This is a genomic window from Arthrobacter sp. RIT-PI-e (assembly GCF_001187915.1).
GTDB lineage: Bacteria > Actinomycetota > Actinomycetes > Actinomycetales > Micrococcaceae > Arthrobacter_D.
Window position 1 is genome coordinate 83,194 of the sequence record NZ_LGIU01000058.1, and the last position, 23,168, is coordinate 106,361.

A 23,168-nucleotide genomic window follows, 5' to 3' on the forward strand; every position below is an offset into this window, starting at 1 on the left:
GTCGTCGTCCCGGGACGCAAAGGAGGGGCCCACCGATCGGTGGGCCCCTCCTTCACGTCCGGGTGGAGCCGTCGGGCAACTCCCCCACCCGGGTAGGCGTGCTCGAGGGTCAGTCGAACTGCGGGCTCTCGGTGCGGGAGCGCTTGAGCTCGAAGAAGCCCGGGAACCCCGACATCAGGACGGCACCGTCGAAGATCCGTCCGGCCTCCTCGCCGCGCGGGATGCGGGTGAGCACGGGGCCGAAGAACGCCGTGCCGTTGAAGGCCACCACGGGGGTGCCCACCTCGTCACCCACGCGGTCGATGCCGTCCTGGTGGGAGGCGCGCAGCTGGGTGTCGTACTCGTCGGTACCGGCCTGGCGTGCGAGGTCCACGGGCAGACCCACCTCGTCGAGCGACTCGCGGATGACGACGTCGAAGTCCTTGTTCTGCCCGATGTGGATGCGCGTACCCATCGCGTCGTAGAGCTTCTTGACGTACTCCTCGCCGTGCAGCTCGCGTGCCGCGGTGATCACCCGCACCGGGCCCCACCCCTTCAGCATGGTCTCCTGGTACTCCTCGGGCAGATCCCGGCCCTCATTGAGCACCGAGAGACTCATGACGTGCCAGTCCACCGAGATGTTGCGGACCTGCTCCACCTCGCCGATCCAGCGCGAGGTGATCCAGGCGAAGGGGCAGAGGGGATCGAACCAGAAATCGGCCTTCTCGGGGGCAGTGGACTCGCTCATGAGGTACTCCTTGCTACTCGGGGTCAGGCCGCCGGGGCCTCTTCCGGTGCAACCCCGGTCCCAGGGCACCTATTCCGCTCCGGAGATGACGCGTGGCGGCTCCCGAGTTGGTCCGTCGCCGTGGTCCACGGTCTAATGGGAGCACACAACACCAGGCGATGACGGCTGGCGTCACCCGGGCCTCGCGGCCGGACGGGGCGACCCGGCACCGACCGCCGATCGAGCGAGGGGACGCACCGTGACGCAGGGGAACCGGACCGAGAAACATGACACCTGGCTCGAGCGTGAAGCGCTCGCCGAGGCCATGATCCCGCTGATCGGACGGCTCTACCGCCGGAACAACGTGGTGACGAGCATCCACGGACGCAGCCTGATCAACAAGTCCACCATGGCCATCCTGAAGGCGCACCGGTTCGCCCGGCGGATCACCACCGAGGAACTCCGGCTCGAGGACACCGCCCCGCTCCTGGAGCTCCTGGCCGGACTGGACCTCGGTGCCGCCGCGATCGACCTCGGGCGGCTGCGCCTGGCCTACGACACCTCCGTGGCCGCCGGTGACGGCCGGTCCCTCGAGGAGTTCGTCCGGACGGAACTCGCAGACGTCGTGGGCAGGGGCGGCCGTGACGAGCGCACCAGCACGGACGTGGTGCTCTACGGGTTCGGGCGCATCGGGCGCCTCGTGGCCCGGCTGCTCATCGAGAAGAACGGGGGCGGGTACGGCCTCCGGCTCCGGGCCGTGGTGGTGCGGCGCGGGTCCTCCAACGATCTCATCAAGCGGGCCAGCCTGCTGCGCCGGGACTCCGTGCACGGATCCTTCGAGGGCACCATCCAGGTGGACGAGGAGGCGGACACCATCACCGCGAACGGCGTGCGGATCCAGGTCATCTACTCGGACGACCCCGCCGCCATCGACTACACCGCGTACGGCATCTCCGACGCCCTCGTGGTGGACAACACGGGGCGCTGGCGTGACGAGGAGGGACTGTCCCAGCACCTGCGGAGCACGGGGGTGGCCAAGGTCCTCCTCACGGCGCCGGGCAAGGGCGGCCTGAAGAACATCGTGCACGGCATCAACCACGGCGCCATCGAGCCCGGGGACCGCATCATCACCGCGGCGTCCTGCACCACGAACGCCATCACGCCCGTGCTGAAGGTGATCCACGACCGGTTCGGCGTGGTGCACGGGCACGTGGAGACCGTGCACTCCTTCACGAACGACCAGAACCTGATCGACAACTTCCACCGGGGCGATCGGCGGGGGCGCTCGGCGGCACTGAACATGGTGCTCACGGAGACCGGTGCCGCGACCGCCGTGGCGAAGGCGCTCCCGGAGCTCGCCGGACGACTGACCGGGAGCTCCATCCGCGTTCCCACCCCGGACGTGTCCATCGCCATCCTCAATCTCACCCTCGAGCAGGCGACCACCCGCGAGGAGGTCAACACGCAGCTGCGGGAGGCCTCGCTCCACTCCGGGCTGCGGAAGCAGATCGACTACATCGACAGCCCCGAGGTGGTCTCCACGGACTTCGTCGGATCACGGCGTGCGGGCATCGTCGACGGGCTCGCCACCATCGCCGACGGGGTCCACCTGGTGCTCTACGTCTGGTACGACAACGAGTTCGGGTACAGCTGCCAGGTGGTCCGCGTCATGGAGGAGATGGCCGGCGTCCACCCGCCGTCGTACCCTTCCGCCAGCACCGGTGGCGCTCCCACCGATCAGGGACCGGGCTCCGACGCCTGACCGGTGGTGCGAAGCAGGAGGAGCCCGGCCGATCGGCCGGGCTCCTCCTGCTTCGGGTACCGAGCGCGCGCTAGGCGGACTTGTTGCGGCGCTTGGACACCACTTCATGGGAGATGAGCGTGGGTTCGGCACGCTTTCCGACGACGTCGTCCGTGATCACCACGGTGGCGACGTCCTCCCGGCTCGGGAGATCGAACATGACCGGCAGGAGGACCTCCTCCAGGATCGCGCGGAGCCCACGGGCCCCCGTGCCACGATCCAGTGCGAGGTCGGCGATCGCCTCGAGCGCCTTCGGCTCGAAGACCAGTTCGACGCCGTCCAGCAGGAACATCTTCTGGTACTGCTTGATCAGGGCGTTCTTGGGCTCGGTGAGGATCTGCATGAGCGCCGGACGGTCCAGGTGCGTGACCGTGGTGATCACGGGCAGGCGTCCGATGAACTCGGGGATCAGACCGAACTTCAGCAGGTCCTCGGGCATGACGTCGCCGTAGCTGGCCTCCTCGCTGGTAAGCGAGCTGAGCGGGGCACCGAACCCGATGCCCTTCCGGCCGGCACGGGAGCCGATGATCTCCTCCAGGCCCGCGAACGCTCCCGCCACGATGAACAGCACGTTGGTGGTGTCGATCTGGATGAACTCCTGGTGCGGGTGCTTCCTCCCGCCCTGCGGCGGGACGGAGGCCACCGTGCCCTCGAGGATCTTCAGGAGTGCCTGCTGCACGCCCTCCCCCGAGACGTCGCGGGTGATCGACGGGTTCTCGCTCTTCCGCGAGATCTTGTCGATCTCGTCGATGTAGATGATGCCCTGCTCGGCCTTCTTGACGTCGTAGTCCGCGGCCTGGATGAGCTTCAGGAGGATGTTCTCCACGTCCTCGCCCACGTACCCGGCCTCGGTGAGCGCGGTGGCGTCCGCCACGGCGAAGGGCACGTTCAGGCGGCGGGCGAGGGTCTGGGCGAGGTAGGTCTTGCCGCACCCGGTGGGACCGATCAGCAGGATGTTCGACTTCGCGATCTCGACGTCCTCGGAGTCGGCCGCGTCCGCGAGTGTTCCCGCGGCACGCGTGCCGCTGCCCGACTGGATACGCTTGTAGTGGTTGTACACGGCGACGGCGAGGGAACGTTTGGCGGGCTCCTGGCCCACCACGTACTCCTGGAGGAAATCGAAGATCTGGCGGGGCTTGGGGAGTTCGAACGTGCCGAGGTCCGCCACCTCGGAGAGCTCCTCCTCGATGATCTCGTTGCACAGGTCGATGCACTCGTCGCAGATGTACACGCCGGGACCGGCGATCAGCTTGCGGACCTGCTTCTGGCTCTTCCCACAGAAGGAGCACTTCAGCAGGTCGGTGCTCTCACCAATGCGAGCCATGGATCAGTCCCCTCGGGTAAACGCAATTGCTAGAACAACTGTAGGCCACGGCACCCCCGGATCCGGGGAGCCGGGACCGGGGAGGCCCGTGGTGCCGTCCGGCACCACGGGCCTCCCCGAGGGCGCCGTCCCGGGCGGCGGGACACTGTCCCCGGGAACGGCGCGGCACCTCTTACGGGGTGTTGATCTTCGGCGGGGTGATCTTGCGCGAGGCGAGGACCTCGTCCACCAGGCCGTAGTCGCGGGCATCGGCTGCGGTGAGGATCTTGTCGCGCTCGATGTCCAGGTTGACCTGCTCGGTGGTGCGCCCGGTGTGCAGCGCGAGGGTGTCCTCGAGCCAGGTACGCATCCGCATGACCTCCGCGGCCTGGATCTCGAGGTCCGAGGCCTGGCCACCCTGACCACCCGAGAGCGCAGGCTGGTGGATCAGTACGCGGGCGTTCGGCAGCGCGAGGCGCTTGCCCGGTGCTCCCGCCGCCAGCAGCACCGCTGCGGCACTGGCGGCCTGGCCGAGGCACACCGTCTGGACCTCGGGGCGGATGAACTGCATGGTGTCGTAGATCGCGGTCATGGCCGTGAAGGAACCACCGGGCGAGTTGATGTACAGGGTGATGTCCCGCTCGGGGTCCGTGGACTCGAGGACGAGCAGCTGCGCCATGACGTCGTCCGCCGAGGCGTCGTCCACCTGCGTGCCGAGGAAGATGATGCGGTCCTCGAAGAGCTTGGTGTAGGGGTCCTGGCGCTTGAAGCCGTAGGGCGTGCGCTCCTCGAACTGAGGGAGGATGTAGCGGCTCGTGGGAAGGTTCTGCGCCTTCGAACCCGCTGCTGCCTGGAAATCGTGGTTCATGGTGTCTCCTGTAGGACGACTGGTGAGTACTGGGGGCTGGAAGCGGGCTAGGACGTCTGCTCGGTCCCGCCACCGCCGGTCACGGAGCCGGAGTGCGCGGAGATGTGGTCGAAGAAGCCGTAGTCGAGCCCCTCCTGTGCCGTGAACCACTTGTCGCGGTCGTTGTCCTTGAGGATGGTCTCCACGGTCTGGCCGGTCTGCTCGGCGGTGAGCTCCGCCATCACGCGCTTCATGTGCAGGATCAGCTCGGCCTGGATGCGGATGTCCGTGGCCGTTCCGCCGATGCCACCGGAGGGCTGGTGCATCAGGATGCGGGCGTGGGGGGTGGCGTACCGCTTGCCCTTGGTGCCCGAGGACAGCAGGAACTGACCCATGGAGGCGGCCAGTCCGGTGGCCACCGTCACGACGTCGTTCGGGATGAACTGCATGGTGTCGTAGATCGCCATGCCGGCGGTCACCGACCCGCCGGGCGAGTTGATGTAGAGGAAGATGTCGCGCTCGGGGTCCTCGGCGGACAGCAGCAGCAGCTGCGAGCAGATCGCGTTCGCGTTGTCGTCGCGGACCTCGGAACCGAGCCAGATGATGCGCTCCTTGAGGAGCCGCGTGTAGATGTACTCGTCACGACTGCCCATCTCGGGGCCGGCCATGCTCGGGGTGCTTGGTTCGGTTGCCATGTGCGTTGACCTCTCGCTCTGGCGGGCCGGCACCAGTTCGGCCGTCCCGTCCGTTGATCTCTTCTTGGACACTAACGCGGACGCGCGCCCACATGGTCCTGCGCGGAGAACTGTTCGCTGACGGCGCACGGTGGCCGGGGGCCCACGCGACCGCCCCTCCAGGGCCGTTCGCCCGGACACGGGGCCGGGGAAACGACAGCGGTGCCGCAGCCCGGGGGGCTGCGGCACCGCTGGAGGAATCGGGAGGACTACTTGGCGTCGGTCCCCTGCGTGCCCGCACCCTCGGACCCGGTCGTGTCCGACTCGACCGCGTCGTCCGCGGCAACCTCCGCGGCATCCACCGCGTCGTCGTTGCCGGCGTCCGTGGCGTCGATGGTCTCGGGCTCCTCGTCGGCGGCGCTGACGAAATCGCTGAGGTCGACGGCGGCACCGTCGGTGTCGGTGACCGTCGCGTACTCGAGCACCTTCGCGAGGGCCTTGCGACGGCGTACCTCGCCGACGATCATGGGCACCTGACCGCTCTGGTCCAGCATCTGAGCGAACTGGTTGGGCTCCATGCCGTACTGGCCGGCCGTGGAGACGATGTAGTCGATCAGCTCGGCCTGGCTGACGCCCACCTCCTCCTTCTCGGCGACGGCGTCGAGGATCACCTCGTTCTGGAAGGCGCGCTCCGTGTTGGTGCGGATCTCCGCGCGGTGCTCCTCGGTGTCGTGGTTCTCACCGGCCGAGTGGGCGTTCTCGCCGTTGAAGTGCTGCTCGAGCTGCTCCTCGATGACGCTCTCGGGGACGGGGACGGCGACGAGCTCCACGAGCAGGTCCAGGACCTTGTCGCGGGCCTCCACGCCCTGGTCCATGAGCTTGGCCTCGGAGGCCTGCTTGGCGAGATCCGCACGCAGTTCCTCGGCGGTGTCGAACTCGGAGGCCAGCTGGGCGAACTCGTCGTCCACGGCAGGGAGCTCGCGCTCCTTGACGGCCTTCACGATCACCTTCACCTGGGCGTCGGCGCCGGAGTGCTCGCCACCGGCGAGCTTGGTCTCGAACGTGGCGTCCTCGTCGGAGGAGAGACCGGTGACGGCCTCGTCCATGCCCTCGAGCATGGTCCCGGAGCCGATCTGGTAGGAGAGGTCCTGGGCGGAGTCCACCTCCTCGCCGTCCACGGATGCGGTGAGGTCGATCGTGAGGAAGTCGCCGTCCTTCGCGGGGCGGTCGACGGCGCTGAGGGTACCGAAGCGGCCGCGGAGCTCGTCCATCGACGTCTCGACGTCCTCGTCGGACGCCTCGACGGGAGCCACGGTGACCTCGAGGCCCTTGTACTCGGGGAGCTCGATCTCGGGGCGGATGTCCAGCTCCACCGTGAAGGTGAGCTGCCCGTCCTTCTTGGCGGGATCCGGTACCTCGGTGATCTCCACCTCGGGACGGCTCAGCGGCCGGATCCCGGTCTCCTGGACGGCGCTCTGGTAGAAGCCGTTCAGGCCGTCGTTGATGGCCGTCTCGATGACGTAGCCGCGGCCCACGCGCTGGTCGATGAGCTGCTGGGGAACCTTGCCCTTGCGGAACCCGGGGACCTGCACCTGGGTGGCGATGGTCTTGTAGGCCTCGTCGATGCTGGGCTTCAGTTCCTCGAAGGGGACCTCGACGTTCAGCTTCACCCGGGTGGGGGTTAGGGTTTCAACAGCGCTCTTCACAGCGTAGGACTCCTGAGATGATGGGGATTGGTTCTGCAGCGGAGGCACTTGCCTTGTCACACGGCAGAGTCGGGGTGACAGGAGTTGAACCTGCGACTTCCTGCTCCCAAAGCAGGCGCTCTACCAAGCTGAGCTACACCCCGTAAGTGCGAGTGTCAGTCTACGCATCTTTGCGCTCACCCCGCACATTTGGCGATAGCGAGCGGGCTGTGGTGTGATTGTAGGCGTTCAGCGGGGCATCTGCAGTGCCCCCGCGGGGATGTAGCTTAATGGTAAAGCCTCAGTCTTCCAAACTGATTACGCGGGTTCGATTCCCGTCATCCCCTCTTCCCGGAGCTACGGCCCCACCTCACCCGGACACCCGTGTCCGGGTGTGCTGCTTCCTGCACCTCTTCCGCGGCTCAGTCCGCCTGGCACCTCGGGCACCAGAACACGTTCCGCGCGGCCATGACCGCCGTCAGGATCGGCGTCGCGCAGTGCCGGCACGGCTCCCCGGTGCGCTTGTACACGTAGTTGGGTGCAGATCGCTTCGGGCGCCCCTGCCGCGCCTCCGCCGTGGTGGTGATGATCCGGCCTTCCCGCACGCCGTCCTCCATCAGGCGTACGGTGTCCGCCCAGATCCCCGCGGCCTCGTCCTCGCGCAGCTGCTTGCCGGGCCGCCACGGGTTGATCCCCTGCAGGAACAGCACCTCGGCCCGGTAGATGTTGCCGATGCCCGCGATCACCGCCTGGTTCATCAGCTGGATCCCCACCGGCGTGATGCTGGACATCACCTTGCGCTGGAAGACCGAGCCGTCGGCATCGGGCTGCAGCGGGTCGGGGCCGAGCTTCGCCCGCGCGGTCCCCTCCTCGGCCGCGGTGATCACCTCGCAGGCGGTGGGGCCGCGCAGATCCGCCCACCCGTGTGCGGAGACCAGCCGGGCACGTACCGCACCCACCGGGGCGGGAGGTCCGGTGTAGTCACCGGAGGCGCCGTCGTCGTCGCCCGACACCGCCTCGGACTCCCCGCGCCGGGGCAGGGTCATGCTGGACGCCGTGTGGAACGTGGCGTCACCGCCGAAGGTCCACTTGCCGTAGAGGCCGAGGTGCACGCGCAGCACGCGGTCCTCGTCGAAGCGGAGGAACAGCTGCTTGCCGTGCGCGAGCGAGCTGAGCAGGATTGCGCCGTCGAGCAGGGCGGCACCCGCCGCGAAGCGGCCCTGCGGGCTGGACACCGCGAGCTTCTCGTCGGTGAACACCGAGGCGAACTGGTTGGCGAGCCGGTGGACGGAATGGCCCTCAGGCAACGGATCCCGTTTCCTCGTACCGCGCGATCTGCGCGATCCGGCGGCGGTGCCGCTCGGCGTCGCTGAACGGCTCGGCGAGGAAGGCGTCGATCAGGGCGGTGGCCTCCTCCACGGAGTGCTGACGGCCGCCCACCGCGATCACGTTGGCGTCGTTGTGCTGGCGGGCCAGGCGCGCCGTGTCCAGGTTCCAGGCCAGCGCCGCGCGTACGCCGTGCACCTTGTTCGCCGCGATCTGCTCCCCGTTGCCGGACCCGCCGAGCACGATCCCGAGCGCCTGGCGCCCCGCCGCGAGATCGGAGACCACGGCCTCGGCCGCGTCGATGCAGAACGAGGGGTAGTCGTCCTCCGCGTCGTAGGCGGTGGGTCCGTGGTCGACGACGTCGTGACCGTTCGCGGTGAGGTGGGTCAGCAGGTGGGCACTGAGTTCCATGCCTGCGTGATCGGTGGCGAGGTGGACGCGCATGGGCATGAACTTCCTTCGGGGAGCACCGGTGATGATCCGGGGGCTGGTGGAGGGGGTGGCCGCCGGGCTCGGCGGAACTCCTCAAGCGTAGTCCCGGGCGCCGACTCCCGGTCGACACCTCGAACGGTCCGCACCAGGTGGCAGTATGGGACACGCCCTCACCGGACCCGTCCGGTACCCCGACACCCCTGGAGGCGCTCCTTGCCCGGTCTGAACCTGACGCGCACCGAAGCCCGCGAGCGCGCCGAGCTGCTCACGGTCCGTTCCTACGACATCACCCTGGACCTCTCGCGCGGCGAGCGCGTGTTCGGCTCCACCACGGTGGTCTCCTTCGACGCGGAGCAGGGCGCCTCGACGTTCGTCGACGCCGTGACGGACACCGTGCACCGGGTGGAGCTCAACGGCGTCGAGCTCGATCCCGCGGAGGTGTCCGACGGCGTCCGCATCCAGCTGCCCGTCCTCGCGGCCACCAACACCCTGGTGGTGGAGGCGGACATGCCGTACATGAACACCGGCGAGGGGCTCCACCGGTTCGTGGATCCGGTGGACGGTGAGGTGTACCTCTACACGCAGTTCGAGGTGCCCGATTCGCGCCGCGTCTTCGCCGTCTTCGAGCAGCCGGACCTGAAGTCCCGGTTCCGGTTCTCCGTGACCGCGCCGTCGCACTGGGACGTCATCTCGGTGATGCCCACGCCGGCGCCCGTGCAGGCGGAGTCGGACGCCGCGACCGGTGCGTACTCCACCTGGTACTTCGAGCCGACGCCGGTGATGTCCTCCTACGTGACGGCGGTCATCGCGGGTCCCTACCGGAGCGTGCGCAGCGAGCTCACCGGTTCCGACGGCCGGACCGTGCCGCTCGGGGTCTTCACGCGGAAGTCCCTCATCCAGTACCTCGACGCCGAGAACGTCTTCGACCTGACCCGGAAGGGTTTCGCCTTCTACGAGGAGCAGTTCGGCACCCCGTACCCGTTCGAGAAGTACGATCAGCTCTTCGTCCCCGAGTTCAACGCCGGGGCCATGGAGAACGCCGGAGCCGTGACCTTCGTGGAGACCTACGTGTTCCGCTCCCGCGTGCCGGACGCCACGGTGGAGCGCCGGGCCATCACGATCCTCCACGAACTCGCGCACATGTGGTTCGGCGACCTCGTGACCATGCGGTGGTGGAACGACCTCTGGTTGAACGAGTCCTTCGCGGAGTTCATGTCCACGCTCGCCGCGGCGGAGGCCACCGAGTTCGAGCAGGCCTGGACCACCTTCGCCATTCTGGAGAAGGGGTGGGCGTACCGGCAGGACCAGCTGCCCTCCACGCACCCGATCGTGGCCGAGATCGAGGACCTCGAGGACGTGCAGGTCAACTTCGACGGCATCACCTACGCCAAGGGCGCCTCGGTGCTCAAGCAGCTCGTGGCCTGGGTGGGCCAGGAGGCGTTCATGGCCGGTGTGCGTCAGTACTTCGCCAAGCACGCCTGGAAGAACACCGAGCTCCCGGACCTCCTCGACGAGCTCGAGGCCGCCAGCGGGCGGGACCTGAAGCAGTGGTCGGCGCTGTGGTTGGAGACGGCCGGGGTGAACACCCTCCGCCCCGAGTTCACCACCGACGACGCCGGCGTGCTCACCTCCTTCGCGATCCTGCAGAGCGCGATCGACGCCTTCCCCACCATCCGCCCGCACCGCCTGGCGGTGGGCTTCTACGACCTCGACGAGACCGGCACCCTGGTCCGCACGCACCGCCTGGAGCTCGACGTGGACGGCGAGCGCACGGACATGCCGGACCTCGTTGGCAGGAAGCAGCCGGCGCTCGTGCTCCTGAACGACGACGACCTGGCGTACGCGAAGATCCGCCTCGACCCGGCGTCGCTGCGGACCTCGGTGCAGCACGTGAAGGATTTCGCCGACTCGCTCCCCCGCACCCTGGTGCTCGCGTCCGCCTGGGACGCGGCGCGTGACGGCGAGACCCCCGCCCGGGACTACGTGGAGCTGGTGCTGCGCAACGTCGGCGCGGAATCGGACTCCTCCGTGGTCCTCGTGCTCCTGCGGCAACTGGCCACGGCCCTGAGCTCCTACGTGCACCCCGATCGGCGTGAGGCGCTCGGCAGCACCGCCGCGGACACCCTCCTGGAGCTGGTGCTCGCCGCCGACGCCGGATCGGATGCGCAGCTCCAGTTCGTGCGGGCGTTCTCGGCGCACGCCGCCACCGGGAACCAGCTGGACGCCGTGGAGGGCATGCTCTCCGGGGAGCGCGTGCCCGAGGGCCTCGCCGTGGACCAGGACCTGCGCTGGGAGCTGCTGACGTCCCTGGTGGCCGGCGGGCGGGCCGGGACCACGGAGATCGACGCCGAGCTGGGCGCGGACACGACGGCGACGGGTCACCTGGCCGCGGCGTCCGCACGTGCGGCGATCCCCACGAGCGAGGCGAAGGAGGCGGCGTGGACGGCCCTGGTGGAGTCCGCCGATCTCCCGAACTCCACGCAGCGCGCCATGATCGGGGGCTTCACCCGGGTGCACGACCGCACGCTCCTGGCGCCGTTCGTGGAACGGTACTTCGGAGCCGTCCGGGACGTCTGGGCCACCCGGACCTCCGAGATCGCCCAGCAGATCGTGGTAGGTCTCTATCCCTCGCTGCTGACCGGGCAGGAGACGCTGGAGCGGACGGACGCCTTCCTCGCCGAGCTCGGGGAGGACTCCCCGTCCCTGCGGCGGCTGGTCCTCGAGAGCCGCGACGGGGTGGAGCGTGCGCTGAGGGCGCAGGTGGCGGACCGCTAGGCGGACGTGGAGGGGCGGCCGTCGTTGTCGCCCCTCTGCACACCGGAAGAGAACGAGGACGAGGTGAGCTCGATGAACCTGCAGGACCACACCTACGAGGCGCAGATCCGCTGGACCGGCAATCTCGGGACCGGGACGTCCGGGTACCGCTCCTACAGCCGTGACCACGAGGTGCACGCCGAGGGCCCGGGACTCCTGGCCGGGACCGCCGACCCCACCTTCCACGGCTCGAGGGACCGCTGGAACCCGGAGCAGCTGCTGCTCGGCGCCGTCATGCAGTGCCACATGCTCTCCTACCTCCACGTGGCGGTGAAGGCGGGGATCACGGTCACCGACTACTCGGACGCCGCGACCGGGACGCTGCGCCTGAACCGCGACGGGAGCGGTGAGTTCACGGGCATCGTGCTGCGTCCCTGCGTGGGGCTGGAGGACGAGTCGGAGCGGGAGCGCGCCGACGCCCTGCACGCCGAGGCGAATCGCCTCTGCTTCATCGCACGCTCACTGGACTTCCCCGTCCACCACGAGCCCATCTCCCCGGAGGTCGTCCCATGAACATCCTCCCCGACCTCGGGTACGGCGGTCAGGTCATCGGCGCGGTGATCATCATCGTGTGCGCCGTGGTCCTCTGGCTCGTCCTGAGGTTCCTCATCGCCCGCTCGGTCAAACGTGTGCAGCAGGGGCATGCCGTGTTCCGCAAACCCCACCTCGCCTGGGCCCAACCCGCCCTGCGCCCGTTCGACACCGCCCGGCGCTCGCAGCGGGCCGCCACCATCGGTGGCCTGCTCTCGAGCGTCTGCGCGGGTACCATCTCCGTGGTGGCCGGGCTGATGGCGATCGAGGCCCTCGGCTTCAACATCGGGCCGATCTTGGCGAGCGTGGGGATCGTGGGGATCGCCATCGGCTTCGGTGCGCGGGAGGTGATCCGGGACGCCTTCCTTGGTTTCTTCATCACCATCGAGGACCAGTACGGCATCGGTGACACCATCGAGGTGGGTGACACCGTGGGCGTGGTGCAGTCGCTCGGCCTGCGCATCACCCGCATGGTGGATGCGGACGGCGCGATCTGGTACGTCCGCAACGGTGACATCACGAAGGTGGGCAACCGCTCGCAGGGCACGTACGTCCCCCCGACCACCAGCACGGCAACGGCCCCGGCCGCGGAAGGACAGGTATGAGCACCCAGGATCCCACCGGCGAGAACCGGCCCCACCCCGGTCCGGAGGTGGGCAGCGGTGCGGTGACCGACGTCGGTCCCGGCTCCGGCGCTCCCCTCCCGCTGCAACCCGGAGGAGCTCGGGCGCCCCTGCCCGTGGAGCGCCTCGTCACGGCCGGCCAGGGCTTCACCCAGCCGCAGTACACCGACAACTTCTACGAGGCGGTGGGCGGTCACGAGACCTTCGTGAAACTGGTGGACGCCTTCTACAGCGGGGTGGCGGACGACGACGTCCTGCGTCCCATGTACCCCGAACAGGATCTTGGGCCCGCCAAGGAACGCCTCCTGCTGTTCCTGGAACAGTACTGGGGCGGCCCGAAGACCTACGGGGAGCAGCGCGGGCACCCCCGGCTCCGGATGCGGCACATGCCCTTCCGTGTGGGACCCGAGGCGCGGGACCACTGGCTCCGGCACATGCGGGCGGCGGTGGACAGCCTGGAGCTGGCACCCCTGCACGAGGCCACGCTGTGGGACTACCTCGACCGGTCCGCCCACTCGATGGTCAACGCCGCGGACTGAGACCCCTCACGCGCCCGGGGGCATCACTGCGCAACGGCTGCGGAGGCATGGGCCATAACCCCCGTGTCGTACAGGATCCGGTGCCCGTCGCGCAGCACACGCTCCGTGCCGGCGTCGAGCGGGACCTCCGCCCAGCTCGAGGGCGCGATGCCGAGTTCCACGATCAATCCCGACCGCAGACGGAAGCGGCGCTCACGCACCGGGCCCCAGGTCGCGGAGCGGATCAGGCGCGACCCCGGGCGGAGGCGGGTGAACCACGCCGCATCCTCGAGGGCATCGGGAGTGTCGCCGAGGACCACCACGTCGACGTCGCTGGACATGCGCTCGGCCCCGCGGGCGTAGGACCCCACCAGCACGGCGGCACCCACGGCCGGATCGGCCCGGGCCCACTCCGTCAGCTCCTCGAGCAGGTGCGCCACCGCACGCCTGCGCGACTTCAGCCTCACCGGCACCGGGGCGATCCCGTCGTGGACCGGCCGGGCCCCGGTGCCCGACGCCGGTGCCCGGTGAGCGGACGGATCACGTGCCCGCCCCTGGGGTCTTCCCGGAGAGCTGCCTGCGCTGGTACTCCCGGGAACTGAAGGTCGCCTTCCGCACGGCCTCCTCGTCGTCCAGGCTCGAGCCGAGGGCTCCCGCGATCGTCCCCATCGACGCGGACAACCAGGCGAGGTTCACGTACTCGTCGAAATGGGTGTCGTAGCCCAGCTGGAAGGACAGGTAGTCGCCGTCGATGACGATCAGCGCTGCCCCGAGGAGGAGGGCGAAGAGGCCGACGTACATCGCGGAGCCCGCGATGGGGATCGTGACGGGCGTCGCCGCGTTGTAGGTGACCCGCCGTTCGGTCCTCAGCCCTCCGACGGGACGCTCCCACAGGTTGTTGTAGCTGATCAGCCAGATGGTCATGATCGTGATGGACAGGAGGCTGACGGCGGCCAGCCTGAGCGGGCTGAGGTAGTCCGCCATGCTCCAGATGCTCGTGTAGAACCCCCCGAAGGCGCCGGTGGCCGCCGCTGCGGCCATCGCACGGGACACCCCGGGGACGATCCTCCACGGACGATTGCCCCGGCCCATCCCCGCCAGGAGCTGGAGCCGCCCACGCAGACCGGCGAGTGTCTCGTACGAGTTCTCGTTCGAGTCGGCGGCGCTGACGGACCGCTCCGGGGAGAGCGGGGCCACCGCCTTCGAGATCTTGCCCCGGCCGAGGGAGCGGACGTCCTCGACGCCGTGCAGCGCTCCGACGGCCTGCAGCAGTACCCGCTGCACCCGTTTCATCCGCATCACACCGAGTGCGGGCAGGGCGATCATCGCCGTCCCGTAGCCGGTGTTGACGCTCGACACCATCGGTTTGTGCTCGGCGTACTTGGGCAGGTCCGTCAGATAGACGAGGTAGTCCCACCCCAGCTCCGTCCGCAGCTCCTGCGAGTGGAGGTTCAGTTCGACCACGCCGTCAGCGTCCATGGGCAGTGACCGCTGCTCCACCTCGACGCGCCAGTCGACGTCGGTATCCAGCATCGTCCGGAGCAGGTGCATGAGGACGGGCCGCAGCTTCTGCGCCACCACCATGGGGAGGTCGGGATCAGCCAGGAAGCCGACGGCGATCCTTCGCCTGGTACGGGGGGATTCCATCCTCCCAGGATAGGAGAGTCCCGAGCCGGCCCGAGCCGACCGGTCCCGGTCCGGCAGGGGCGGCCTCCGCGTCGAATGTCGGGCCTCAGAGCACCGCGGCAGCACGGACCAGCACATGGCCGCGCGGGGCGGAGATCCGCGACCAGCGGTTGTTGCGGTGCAGGGTGGCGTCCGTGCCCGGTGCGAGGAAACCCAGGCTCATCGCGCCGAAGGCCGCACCTGCGGGGACGTCCCCCGGGACCCCCGCCAGGGATCTGCCCCAGACGGCGGCGCGGGCGCTGCTGACCAGCGGTGCTCCCGCCCGGGCGGGAAGACTCCGGGCCACCTCCGCGACACCCTCCCGTGCAGCCCGGTCCAGGAGGTCCGACTCGACCGTCCCCGCCGGGGTCCACCCCGAGCGCGGCGGCAGCACCCCGGTCCAGTTCTCGGTGACGGTCACCGTCGGGAGGACGAACTCCACGTCCGAGTCCCCCATCCGGGCGAGCCGATCCAGCACGGAACCGAGCGAGACCGTCACGTCCACCTCCGCGTCCTCGCGGAGCGCCATGGTCCGCAGACCGAGGACGGTGGGCACCGCCTCCCCCAGCACCGTGGGACCGAGCGTGCAGACGTACGCCGCGAGGACACGCCCGACGACGACGAGGCGCATCCCGCCGTCGTCGTTGGCCCGCGCCCTGGCCGTGTACGTGCGGAAGTCCGCGACGGACCGGGGATCCACGAAGCGGATCGACGAGGTACTCACCCCCGGGTCACCGACCACGGGCGCGGCGAAAAGGGATGGCGGGTCCCGCCCACGATCCGAGCAGCTCACGCTGGACCTCGGAGAGACGCACCGGGCGGCCCGTCCCGCGGTGCACCAGCACCATGGTGGTCGAGGCCACGGCGCAGGTGGTGCCGCCGTCGTGCCCCACCTGGTTCCGGACCACGTAGCCCAGCTCGAAGCTGGATCCGCCGACGGCGGTGACCCACAGGTCCACGGCGGCCGGTGTCAGGCTGAAGTTCAGGGGTGCGCGGTACTCGATCTCCTGGCGTCCCACGAGGGCGTAGTGCTCGGGATCCACCAGATCCAGGAAGGAGCCCTGCGGCTGCGCCTCGCTCATCAGGAGCACGCGGGCGTCCTCGAGGAACTGCAGGTACCGGACGTTGTTGACATGGCCGTAGGAATCCTCGTCACCGAAACGGAGGTGGAGGGGGAAGGTGTGCACCGAAGACATGGGTCTCATCCTCCCGCACCGTGCGTGCACGAAGCCATTCGGCGGTGCGGGCACCGCTCGGCGGGTACGGGCCACGTCGTCGCACGGCCACCGTGTTGAGCGCGGACCCGTCCGCGTCTAGTGTCGGGGGTGGCCGAACCGTGGATCCGGGCGACGGGGTACGCGCCGTCCCGCCGATCCCGGGGCTTCCCGACCACCACGAGGTCGCATCCGGCCCGATCCGCTCGACGAGGAGATCCAGCACCATGGCAGAGAACACGCCGGCACCAGCAGCCGCGGCAGGACGACCGGGGGTCGACCCGACGGCGGCGCTCCTGGACCTGCTCGACCTCGGCAGCGCCGAGGGCGCCCAGACGGACGAGGAGATCTTCGTCGGCACCTCGGCCAGCCAGCCGAGCCGGCGGATCTTCGGCGGACAGGTGCTCGCGCAGTCGCTCGTGGCCGCGATGCGCACGGTGGAGCCGAGCCGGGAGGTCCACTCCATGCACGGGTACTTCCTGCGGGCCGGGGACGCCGACCAGCCCATCACCTTCGGTGTGCAGCGCCTCCGCGACGGCCGCTCGTTCTCGGCACGGCGCACCCACGCGTACCAGAACGGGGTGCCCATCCTCTCCATGATCGCGTCCTTCCAGGAGCCCGCCGACGGCGTGGCCCACCAGGAGACCATGCCCGAGGGCATCCCCGACCCGGAGAGCCTGCCGACCACCGCGGCCCTCCTCGGGCGGCTCGACCATCCGGTGGCGCGGGCGTGGGCCTACGAGCGGCCCTTCGACATCCGGCACATCGACCCTCCCCTGTACCTGAGGAACGACGGCCCGCAGGAGCCGCGGAACGCGGTGTGGATGCGGAGCCTCGGACCGCTCCCGGACGACGCCGCGCTCCATCGCGCAGCGCTCGCGTACGCCAGCGACTACACCCTGCTCGAACCCATCCTCCGACCGCACGGGCTCAGCTGGATCCGCCCGGGCATGAGCGTGGCCAGCCTCGACCACGCCATGTGGTGGCACCGGCCCGTGCGTGTGGACGAGTGGCTGCTGTACGTGCAGTCCTCCCCCAGCGCGTCCGGTGCGCGCGGTCTCTCCACCGGACGGATCTTCGACCGCTCGGGGGCCCTCGTGGCCAGCGTGGCCCAGGAGGGCATGGTCCGGGTACCTGAGACGGACTGATCCGCCCCCTCCCGTTCGGGGAACACCTCGCAGGCCTCCGCGTCGGTGCAACGGGGCGTCGGTGCAGCGGGAAGCGGTGCCGGGAAAGAGGACGAGGGACGCTGCCGCGGGCAGCGTCCCTCGTCCTCATCCGGAGGTGTCCGGCGGTGGGGTCAGTCGCGTGTCAGACGGCGGTGCGTCACCCGGGGCGGCTTGGGCGCGTCGGGGCCGAGCCGCTCCACCTTGTTCTGCTCGTACGCGTCGAAATTCCCCTCGAACCAGTACCAGGTGTCCGGGTTCTCCTCGGTGCCCTCGTAGGAGAGGATGTGCGTGGCCACCCGGTCGAGGAACCAGCGGTCGTGCGACACCACGACGGCGCAGCCCGGGAACTCGAGCAGCGCGTTCTCGAGGCTCGAGAGCGTCTCCACGTCGAGGTCGTTGGTGGGCTCGTCGAGGAGCAGCAGGTTTCCGCCCTGCTTGAGGGTCATGGCGAGGTTCAGGCGGTTGCGCTCACCGCCGGAGAGCACCCCGGCCTTCTTCTGCTGGTCCGGGCCCTTGAAGCCGAACGCCGAGACGTACGCCCGTGACGGCATCTCCACCTGGCCCACCTGGATGAAGTCGAGCCCGTCGGAGACGACCTCCCAGAGGCTCTTGTTGGGGTCGATCCCGCCACGGGACTGGTCCACGTAGGAGATCCGCACCGAGTCACCGATGCGCAGCTCTCCGCCGTCGAGCTCCTCGAGGCCCACGATGGTCTTGAACAGCGTGGTCTTTCCCACACCGTTGGGGCCGATCACGCCCACGATGCCGTTGCGCGGCAGGGAGAAGGACAGTCCGTCGATGAGGACACGCTCGTCGTAGCCCTTGCGCAGACCCTTGGCCTCGATGACCTGGCTGCCGAGACGGGGACCCGGCGGGATCTGGATCTCCTCGAAGTCGAGCTTCCGGGTGCGCTCGGCCTCCGCCGCCATCTCCTCGTACCGGTTCAGGCGAGCCTTGGACTTCGTCTGGCGGCCCTTGGCGTTGGAGCGGACCCACTCCAGTTCCTCGCTGAGCCGCTTGGAGAGCTTCTGGTCCTTCTTGCCCTGCACCTCGAGGCGCGCACGCTTCTTCTCGAGGTAGGTGGAGTAGTTGCCCTCGTACGGGTACAGGTGACCGCGGTCCACCTCGGCGATCCACTCGGCCACGTGGTCGAGGAAGTACCGGTCGTGGGTGACGGCCAGGACGGCACCGGCGTAGGACTTCAGGTGCTGCTCGAGCCAGAGCACGCTCTCGGCGTCCAGGTGGTTGGTGGGTTCGTCGAGCAGCAGGAGATCGGGCTTCTGCAGCAGGAGCTTGCAGAGCGCCACACGACGCCGCTCACCACCGGAGAGCACCGTGACGTCCGCGTCCGGCGGCGGGCAGCGCAGGGCGTCCATGGCCTGCTCGAGCTGGGAGTCGAGGTCCCAGGCGTCCGCGGCGTCGATGGCCTCCTGCAGCTTGCCCATCTCGTCGAGCAGCGTGTCGTAGTCGGCGTCCGGGCTCGCCATCTCCTCGGAGATCTCGTTGAAGCGCTGGATCTTCCCGTAGATCTCGCCCACACCCTCCTGGACGTTGCCGAGGACGGTCTTGTCCTCGTTCAGGGGCGGTTCCTGCAGCAGGATGCCCACGGTGTAGCCGGGGCTCAGCCGCGCCTCGCCGTTCGAGGGCGTGTCCATACCGGCCATGATCTTCAGGATGGTGGACTTACCGGCACCGTTGGGTCCCACCACGCCGATCTTCGCGCCGGGGAAGAACGACATACTGACGTCGTCGAGGATAACTTTGTCGCCAACGGCCTTGCGGGCCTTGGTCATCGTGTAGATAAATTCCGCCATGACCCCAAGGCTAGTGCTTGCTCATCGTGTTCTCACATTCGCCGGGACGAACATCGCGGACGGACGCCGCGGACGGACGCCGGCAATCCCGGGGCCGTCCTGGCCCCTCGGGGGATCGCGGCGTCGCAGCTATCGCTGGTCGCCGACGAAACAGTGGCCCGAGCCGAGGACCGGCAGCACCGCCACCGACACGTCGCTCTCCCGGATCTCCCCGACCACGCAGGTCTCGCCGGTGCGCCCTGCCCCCTGGATCGCGTCCACGTCGAGCCCGGTGGGGGTGCTGTCGATGGACACCTCGATCTCGTCCGGGACCACACCCGCATCCGTGAAACCCTCCTCGATGGCCGCCCGCACCTGGTCCCGGGTCACGGAGCTCTGCGCCGACGCGAGGGCCCGCAGCGAGGACTCGACGGCGCCGGCCGCCCGGTCCCCGTCCTGCGCAGTCTCCTCCGCAGCGGTCTGCCCGGAGCCGCCCGCGTCCGGTCCGCCGGTCGGCTCCTGTGCCGCGCCGCCCGCGCCGGCGCCGTCGTCGCCTGCCGCGCCGTCCGGGTCCACCGAGGGTGAAGGAGCGTCCACACCGGTTTCCCCGGAGGTGACCGACGGCACCGGCGAACCCGTGCAGGCCGTGACGACCAGCACGGAGGCCATGACCGCCAGCGCCCGGGCGGGCACCAGGGCGATTCGGCGGCGCGGAGCCGGTGGCGGGGCGGCGGTATTCCCCCGTTCATCCTGTCACGGGCCCGCCGCTCCCCCGCGCCGGAGGTCCGGCACCGTGTCGCACGGGCACAGGATCCCGACGACCGGATCCCGACGAGGGGATCTCGACGGGGGACTCCGGGACCGGCCATCGGCACCGGACGCCGCGGAGTCCCGCCTCCGTACCGGCGGCCCCCTGGTGCAGCGTGTCCGTACCGTCAGAACGGGACGCCTGCATCCTCGAGCTCGGCGAATCCCTCCCGATCGCGGCGTGTCGGGACGCTGCCGTCCGGGGTCGGCTCGTCGCCGGACCCGGCGGGGGCGCCGGCCTCCGGAGCGAAGCCGTACCGCTCACCGGTCCCCGCGGCGGCGCCCGCCGGTACGCCCTCCTCCACTGCGCCGTCCGTCCCCCCCCCGGTACCGCCCTGGTGGTCGGCGCGGTCGGGGGCGGTCCTGCGGAAGTTCGCGGTGCCCCACATGAGGTCGTGTCCGGCGCTGTCCGCGTCGATCTCCACGGCCGTCCCGGTGCGGCCGTCCGCGGTGCTCCACGGGCGGATCCTCAACCGGCCGGTGACGATCACCCGGTCCCCCTTCTTGATGCTCGCGCCGGCGTTCGTGGCGAGCTGCCGGAACATGGAGACGGAGTACCAGTTCGTGTGCCCGTCCACCCACGCGTCGGTGGCCCTGTCGAACCGCCGCTCCGTCGCGCACATCCGGAACCCGGCGATCGGCAGTCCGCTCTGCGCCAGCGTGAGGCGCACCTCGGTGGCGACGTAGCCGCGCACGGTGATGATGTCGGTCATGATGTGTCCCTTCGTCGGTGGGGCCGACGACGATCGCCTGCCTTCCCCCAGTCTCGATCGGCGGGAAGCGGGATCGCGGGGCACAGCGGCGTATGTGTACAACTGTCCGGCGGATGTCCGGGAGGGTGTCCGGAGGGCAGGAAAAAGGCCGGGCGCTCCGGCGCCCGGCCCCTCGATGGTGCCCCCGGCAGGATTCGAACCTGCGACCAGAGGATTAGAAGGCCCCTGCTCTATCCCCTGAGCTACGGAGGCAGTGGCTCGAGTTTACTATGCGGGGCCCTCCGCGGTCCCGCCGTCGTCGAGCGGCTCGATCTCGTCCGGGAAGCTGACGCGCAGTTCGAGGCGGTGCTGGCCGTCGGGATCCTGCGAGTAGATGGCCCTGCCGGAGATGCCACGGAGCCCCTCGGTACCCGATCCCGGGATGATGTGCCCCGAGCTCGCGGCATCGGCACCCTCCGCGACACCCCAGTGCTGCACCGTCATGCTCCCGGTGCGGTCACCGACGGAACCCACGAAGTGCTCGGAGGACACGTAGCCGGCACCGACGTCGTTCCCGGCCATCAGCAGCTCCGCGGTACTGGTGCCGCGGATCTCCCCCTCGAACACCTTCGCCGCCCGTACCCGTGAGAGCTCACCGGTGCTGCCGGGTGCCGAGTAGGGTTCGGCGTCCCATGCGGTGATCTCGAACTCGCCGTCGTACGTGGTCGTTCCTGTTCCACTCATCTGACCAGTATCACCGCTCGCGGCGCACCACGCATGCCCGGTGTCCGGCGTCGGCCCCCGTGGGGAGCCTGCACGGCGTGTGCACGAGGGACCCGGTCAGTGCAGCTGCCCGGGCTCCAGCGGCCGGTAGCGCCGGCGGAACAGGACCTTGGTGCGGGGGTCCAGGAACACGAGGTAGAGCGCGAAGGCGAGGGCGGTCACGGCCGCCAGCTGGCGGGCCACACTCAGGCTGAGATCGAAGTAGGGGAAGATGTCCAGCTGGTCGGTGATCGCGTACACCATGAAGAACGCCACGGTGAGGTGCAGGAACTTCACCTGCCAGTCGTCGCGGATACCGGTCACGGCGAAGAGCGGGATGAGCCAGACCACGTACCAGGACTGGATCATGGGTGCCAGCAGCACGATGGCGGCGAAGGCGAGCGCGAGCCGCCGGACGAGGTGCCGGTGCTCTCCCCGGAAGATCTGCAGGGCGATCACCACCAGTGAGGCCACCCGCGCCACGGTGTGGAAGATGTCGGCGATCCCCCAGCCGTCGAGGCCCAGGGCGTTGCCCACCCCCGCCAGGATCATGCCGACGAAGCCGACCGGGGCGTACCAGATCCAGACGCTGCCCGGTGTGCTGAGGGCTCCCACCCAGCCGAAACCGAACCCGTTGATCAGACCCATGATCCACAGGATGCCGAGACAGAGCCCGCCGGTCATGGCCCAGTACAGGAACTTCCTCGGCCACGAGGCACCCTTGCCCGCCCACAGCAGACCCACGAACGGCAGGAAGATCAGGGTGATCGGCTTGATCCCCACGGAGAGGGTGATCAGCAGGATCCCGAGGACCGGCCGCTTGACCGACGCGAGGTACAAGCCCATCAGCGCCAGGCCGATCATGAGGGAGTCGTTGTGGATGGCGGCCACGAAGTTGATGAGGAAGAGGGGGTTGGCCACGCTGAGCCACAGGGCACGGTTCGGGTTGATGGAGTGCAGTTCGGCGAGCTTCGGCACCACGTACAGGCACAGGGCCACCCCTATCAGGGCCACCACCTTGAAGAGGATGATCGAGGTGTCCGGGTTGCCACCGGTAAGCCGGACGATCCCCTCCTCGATCCACAGGAACACCGGGCCGTACGGCGTGGGGCTCTGCGCCCAGAGGTCGTCCGCGCCGATCTGCAGGTAGTTGGAGATCTGCGAGTAGCCGTCCACGTAGGGGTTGAGCTTCGCGATCATCACCTGGCCCTGGGCGATGTAGGCGAACACGTCCCTGCTGAAGAGCGGCAGGGCCAGTGCCATCGGGATGGTCCAGGCCACCACCGCCTTGACCAGGTAGGGCCGGGTCTCGTCCGACCACCCGTTCAGGCGCTGCCCCAGCCGGAGCCAGGCACGGATCAGCAGCATGCCGCCCAGCGCCAGGAGGAGCACGGAGAGCACGGCACCGGGAGGTTCGAAGCGGAGCCAGATGATCACCGGATTGCGCCGCAACCCGGTCGAGGCGAGCGAGAGCCATCCGACGCCGAGCGAGCCGAACCACATCATGAGGGAACCGATGAAACCCTGCACGATCGCGACGTCGGGCCTGTTCGGGCCCACCGAGGTCTCCGTCTCGGTGAGCGGGACCTGGGCGGGCATCGGGGAGATCCAATCGTCGATAAGCAGGAGGAGGCGAGGAAGCGCGCCGGTCCGCCGCCCGCTCCCTGCACGGAGTACCGCCGAGGACCGCAGAAGGCCTCGGACCGGTGCCGGCGGAGCCACGCGGACGGCCGCGGCGCCCGGCGAACTGTTCGAATGTTAGCACCGGGGCGGACCCGGATGCCGGATCGTCGACGAGCAGGATGC

At 69.4% G+C, this 23,168-nt stretch carries 22 protein-coding genes and 3 tRNA genes; 7 read left to right on the plus strand and 18 right to left on the minus strand.

The window, feature by feature from the left end:
* Positions 1-109: 109 nt before the first annotated feature.
* On the minus strand, positions 110-727 hold the full coding sequence (locus AC792_RS08360) for a mycothiol-dependent nitroreductase Rv2466c family protein (protein ID WP_049830084.1): 618 nt from the start codon (positions 725-727) through the stop codon (positions 110-112).
* Between the two features lie 238 nt (positions 728-965).
* Between AC792_RS08360 and AC792_RS08365 the strand changes: the two genes are divergently transcribed.
* Positions 966-2,468: a glyceraldehyde-3-phosphate dehydrogenase gene (locus AC792_RS08365; RefSeq protein ID WP_082177588.1), complete on the plus strand. Its 1,503-nt coding sequence runs from the start codon at positions 966-968 to the stop codon at positions 2,466-2,468.
* Between the two features lie 70 nt (positions 2,469-2,538).
* Here AC792_RS08365 and clpX read toward each other — a convergent pair whose 3' ends face one another.
* From clpX to AC792_RS08390, 5 genes are all read right to left on the minus strand, one after another.
* Positions 2,539-3,831 (minus strand): ATP-dependent Clp protease ATP-binding subunit ClpX, encoded by a 1,293-nt coding sequence (gene clpX / locus AC792_RS08370; protein WP_049830085.1) that lies wholly within the window; start codon positions 3,829-3,831, stop codon positions 2,539-2,541.
* 172 nt (positions 3,832-4,003) lie between these two features.
* Positions 4,004-4,678, minus strand: a complete 675-nt coding sequence (locus AC792_RS08375) for an ATP-dependent Clp protease proteolytic subunit (protein ID WP_049830086.1) — start codon at positions 4,676-4,678, stop codon at positions 4,004-4,006.
* A 47-nt stretch (positions 4,679-4,725) separates the two neighbouring features.
* A complete protein-coding gene (locus tag AC792_RS08380) occupies positions 4,726-5,352 on the minus strand; it encodes an ATP-dependent Clp protease proteolytic subunit (RefSeq protein WP_326947933.1) in 627 nt (208 codons plus the stop codon).
* A 248-nt stretch (positions 5,353-5,600) separates the two neighbouring features.
* On the minus strand, positions 5,601-7,037 hold the full coding sequence (gene tig, locus AC792_RS08385) for a trigger factor (protein ID WP_049830088.1): 1,437 nt from the start codon (positions 7,035-7,037) through the stop codon (positions 5,601-5,603).
* Between the two features lie 69 nt (positions 7,038-7,106).
* Positions 7,107-7,180: transfer RNA gene (locus AC792_RS08390), tRNA-Pro, on the minus strand.
* A gap of 112 nt (positions 7,181-7,292) precedes the next feature.
* Between AC792_RS08390 and AC792_RS08395 the strand changes: the two genes are divergently transcribed.
* Positions 7,293-7,363, plus strand: a tRNA-Gly gene (locus AC792_RS08395).
* A 75-nt stretch (positions 7,364-7,438) separates the two neighbouring features.
* Here the strand turns inward: AC792_RS08395 and AC792_RS08400 are convergent.
* Positions 7,439-8,323, minus strand: a complete 885-nt coding sequence (locus AC792_RS08400; RefSeq protein WP_049830089.1) for an Fpg/Nei family DNA glycosylase — start codon at positions 8,321-8,323, stop codon at positions 7,439-7,441.
* A complete protein-coding gene (locus AC792_RS08405; RefSeq protein ID WP_049830116.1) occupies positions 8,316-8,786 on the minus strand; it encodes a ribose-5-phosphate isomerase in 471 nt (156 codons plus the stop codon). The genes AC792_RS08400 and AC792_RS08405 overlap by 8 nt, the downstream gene beginning before the upstream one ends.
* A 201-nt stretch (positions 8,787-8,987) precedes the next feature.
* Here AC792_RS08405 and pepN point away from each other — a divergent pair, with 201 nt between their 5' ends.
* The 4 genes from pepN (at position 8,988) to AC792_RS08425 (ending at position 13,281) form a co-directional block, all read left to right on the plus strand.
* Positions 8,988-11,549 carry an aminopeptidase N gene (pepN, locus tag AC792_RS08410; protein WP_049830090.1) on the plus strand — a complete coding sequence of 854 codons (2,562 nt, stop codon included), beginning with the start codon at positions 8,988-8,990 and terminating at the stop codon, positions 11,547-11,549.
* A gap of 72 nt (positions 11,550-11,621) precedes the next feature.
* Entirely contained in the window at positions 11,622-12,101 is a 480-nt protein-coding gene (locus AC792_RS08415) for an OsmC family protein (RefSeq protein WP_049830117.1), read from the plus strand.
* On the plus strand, positions 12,098-12,724 hold the full coding sequence (locus tag AC792_RS08420; RefSeq protein WP_049830091.1) for a mechanosensitive ion channel family protein: 627 nt from the start codon (positions 12,098-12,100) through the stop codon (positions 12,722-12,724). Before AC792_RS08415 ends, AC792_RS08420 begins: the two co-directional genes overlap by 4 nt.
* A 128-nt stretch (positions 12,725-12,852) precedes the next feature.
* Positions 12,853-13,281 carry a globin gene (locus AC792_RS08425; RefSeq protein WP_326947945.1) on the plus strand — a complete coding sequence of 143 codons (429 nt, stop codon included), beginning with the start codon at positions 12,853-12,855 and terminating at the stop codon, positions 13,279-13,281.
* A gap of 23 nt (positions 13,282-13,304) precedes the next feature.
* Here AC792_RS08425 and AC792_RS08430 read toward each other — a convergent pair whose 3' ends face one another.
* The 4 genes from AC792_RS08430 to AC792_RS08445 form a co-directional block, all read right to left on the minus strand.
* On the minus strand, positions 13,305-13,733 hold the full coding sequence (locus AC792_RS08430) for a nucleotidyltransferase domain-containing protein (protein ID WP_200903386.1): 429 nt from the start codon (positions 13,731-13,733) through the stop codon (positions 13,305-13,307).
* A 67-nt stretch (positions 13,734-13,800) separates the two neighbouring features.
* Positions 13,801-14,907 carry a hypothetical protein gene (locus AC792_RS08435; RefSeq protein WP_049830092.1) on the minus strand — a complete coding sequence of 369 codons (1,107 nt, stop codon included), beginning with the start codon at positions 14,905-14,907 and terminating at the stop codon, positions 13,801-13,803.
* 85 nt (positions 14,908-14,992) lie between these two features.
* The gene (locus tag AC792_RS08440; protein WP_049830120.1) at positions 14,993-15,649 is read right to left on the minus strand and encodes a hypothetical protein; all 657 of its coding nucleotides are present in this window, start codon (positions 15,647-15,649) and stop codon (positions 14,993-14,995) included.
* Between the two features lie 7 nt (positions 15,650-15,656).
* Positions 15,657-16,121: an acyl-CoA thioesterase gene (locus AC792_RS08445; protein WP_049830093.1), complete on the minus strand. Its 465-nt coding sequence runs from the start codon at positions 16,119-16,121 to the stop codon at positions 15,657-15,659.
* Positions 16,122-16,366: 245 nt separating this feature from the next.
* On the opposite strand from AC792_RS08445, the gene AC792_RS08450 reads away from it, so the two are divergent.
* On the plus strand, positions 16,367-17,287 hold the full coding sequence (locus tag AC792_RS08450) for an acyl-CoA thioesterase (protein ID WP_049830094.1): 921 nt from the start codon (positions 16,367-16,369) through the stop codon (positions 17,285-17,287).
* A gap of 152 nt (positions 17,288-17,439) precedes the next feature.
* Here AC792_RS08450 and ettA read toward each other — a convergent pair whose 3' ends face one another.
* From ettA to mptB, 6 genes are all read right to left on the minus strand, one after another.
* A complete protein-coding gene (ettA, locus tag AC792_RS08455; protein ID WP_049830095.1) occupies positions 17,440-19,122 on the minus strand; it encodes an energy-dependent translational throttle protein EttA in 1,683 nt (560 codons plus the stop codon).
* Between the two features lie 129 nt (positions 19,123-19,251).
* Positions 19,252-19,794 (minus strand): DUF6993 domain-containing protein, encoded by a 543-nt coding sequence (locus AC792_RS17750; RefSeq protein WP_235436539.1) that lies wholly within the window; start codon positions 19,792-19,794, stop codon positions 19,252-19,254.
* Between the two features lie 242 nt (positions 19,795-20,036).
* The gene (gene ssb / locus AC792_RS08465) at positions 20,037-20,621 is read right to left on the minus strand and encodes a single-stranded DNA-binding protein (RefSeq protein ID WP_049830096.1); all 585 of its coding nucleotides are present in this window, start codon (positions 20,619-20,621) and stop codon (positions 20,037-20,039) included.
* Between the two features lie 176 nt (positions 20,622-20,797).
* Positions 20,798-20,873: transfer RNA gene (locus tag AC792_RS08470), tRNA-Arg, on the minus strand.
* Positions 20,874-20,888: 15 nt separating this feature from the next.
* Positions 20,889-21,344 (minus strand): DUF3224 domain-containing protein, encoded by a 456-nt coding sequence (locus tag AC792_RS08475; RefSeq protein ID WP_049830097.1) that lies wholly within the window; start codon positions 21,342-21,344, stop codon positions 20,889-20,891.
* A gap of 96 nt (positions 21,345-21,440) precedes the next feature.
* Positions 21,441-22,961 carry a polyprenol phosphomannose-dependent alpha 1,6 mannosyltransferase MptB gene (gene mptB / locus AC792_RS08480; protein ID WP_049830098.1) on the minus strand — a complete coding sequence of 507 codons (1,521 nt, stop codon included), beginning with the start codon at positions 22,959-22,961 and terminating at the stop codon, positions 21,441-21,443.
* Between the last annotated feature and the right edge of the window lie 207 nt (positions 22,962-23,168).

Excerpts from the sequence above, each read along its gene's own strand:
- AC792_RS08360 (WP_049830084.1), bottom strand. The coding sequence starts at position 727 with ATGAGCGAGTCCACTGCCCCCGAGAAGGCCGATTTCTGGTTCGATCCC.
- clpX (WP_049830085.1), bottom strand. The coding sequence starts at position 3,831 with ATGGCTCGCATTGGTGAGAGCACCGACCTGCTGAAGTGCTCCTTCTGT.
- AC792_RS08375 (WP_049830086.1), bottom strand. The coding sequence starts at position 4,678 with ATGAACCACGATTTCCAGGCAGCAGCGGGTTCGAAGGCGCAGAACCTT.
- AC792_RS08380 (WP_326947933.1), bottom strand. The coding sequence starts at position 5,352 with ATGGCAACCGAACCAAGCACCCCGAGCATGGCCGGCCCCGAGATGGGC.
- AC792_RS08405 (WP_049830116.1), bottom strand. The coding sequence starts at position 8,786 with ATGCGCGTCCACCTCGCCACCGATCACGCAGGCATGGAACTCAGTGCC.
- AC792_RS08415 (WP_049830117.1), top strand. The coding sequence starts at position 11,622 with ATGAACCTGCAGGACCACACCTACGAGGCGCAGATCCGCTGGACCGGC.
- AC792_RS08420 (WP_049830091.1), top strand. The coding sequence starts at position 12,098 with ATGAACATCCTCCCCGACCTCGGGTACGGCGGTCAGGTCATCGGCGCG.
- AC792_RS08435 (WP_049830092.1), bottom strand. The coding sequence starts at position 14,907 with ATGGAATCCCCCCGTACCAGGCGAAGGATCGCCGTCGGCTTCCTGGCT.
- AC792_RS08445 (WP_049830093.1), bottom strand. The coding sequence starts at position 16,121 with ATGTCTTCGGTGCACACCTTCCCCCTCCACCTCCGTTTCGGTGACGAG.
- AC792_RS08450 (WP_049830094.1), top strand. The coding sequence starts at position 16,367 with ATGGCAGAGAACACGCCGGCACCAGCAGCCGCGGCAGGACGACCGGGG.
- ettA (WP_049830095.1), bottom strand. The coding sequence starts at position 19,122 with ATGGCGGAATTTATCTACACGATGACCAAGGCCCGCAAGGCCGTTGGC.
- ssb (WP_049830096.1), bottom strand. The coding sequence starts at position 20,621 with ATGACCGACATCATCACCGTGCGCGGCTACGTCGCCACCGAGGTGCGC.
- AC792_RS08475 (WP_049830097.1), bottom strand. The coding sequence starts at position 21,344 with ATGAGTGGAACAGGAACGACCACGTACGACGGCGAGTTCGAGATCACC.
- mptB (WP_049830098.1), bottom strand. The coding sequence starts at position 22,961 with ATGCCCGCCCAGGTCCCGCTCACCGAGACGGAGACCTCGGTGGGCCCG.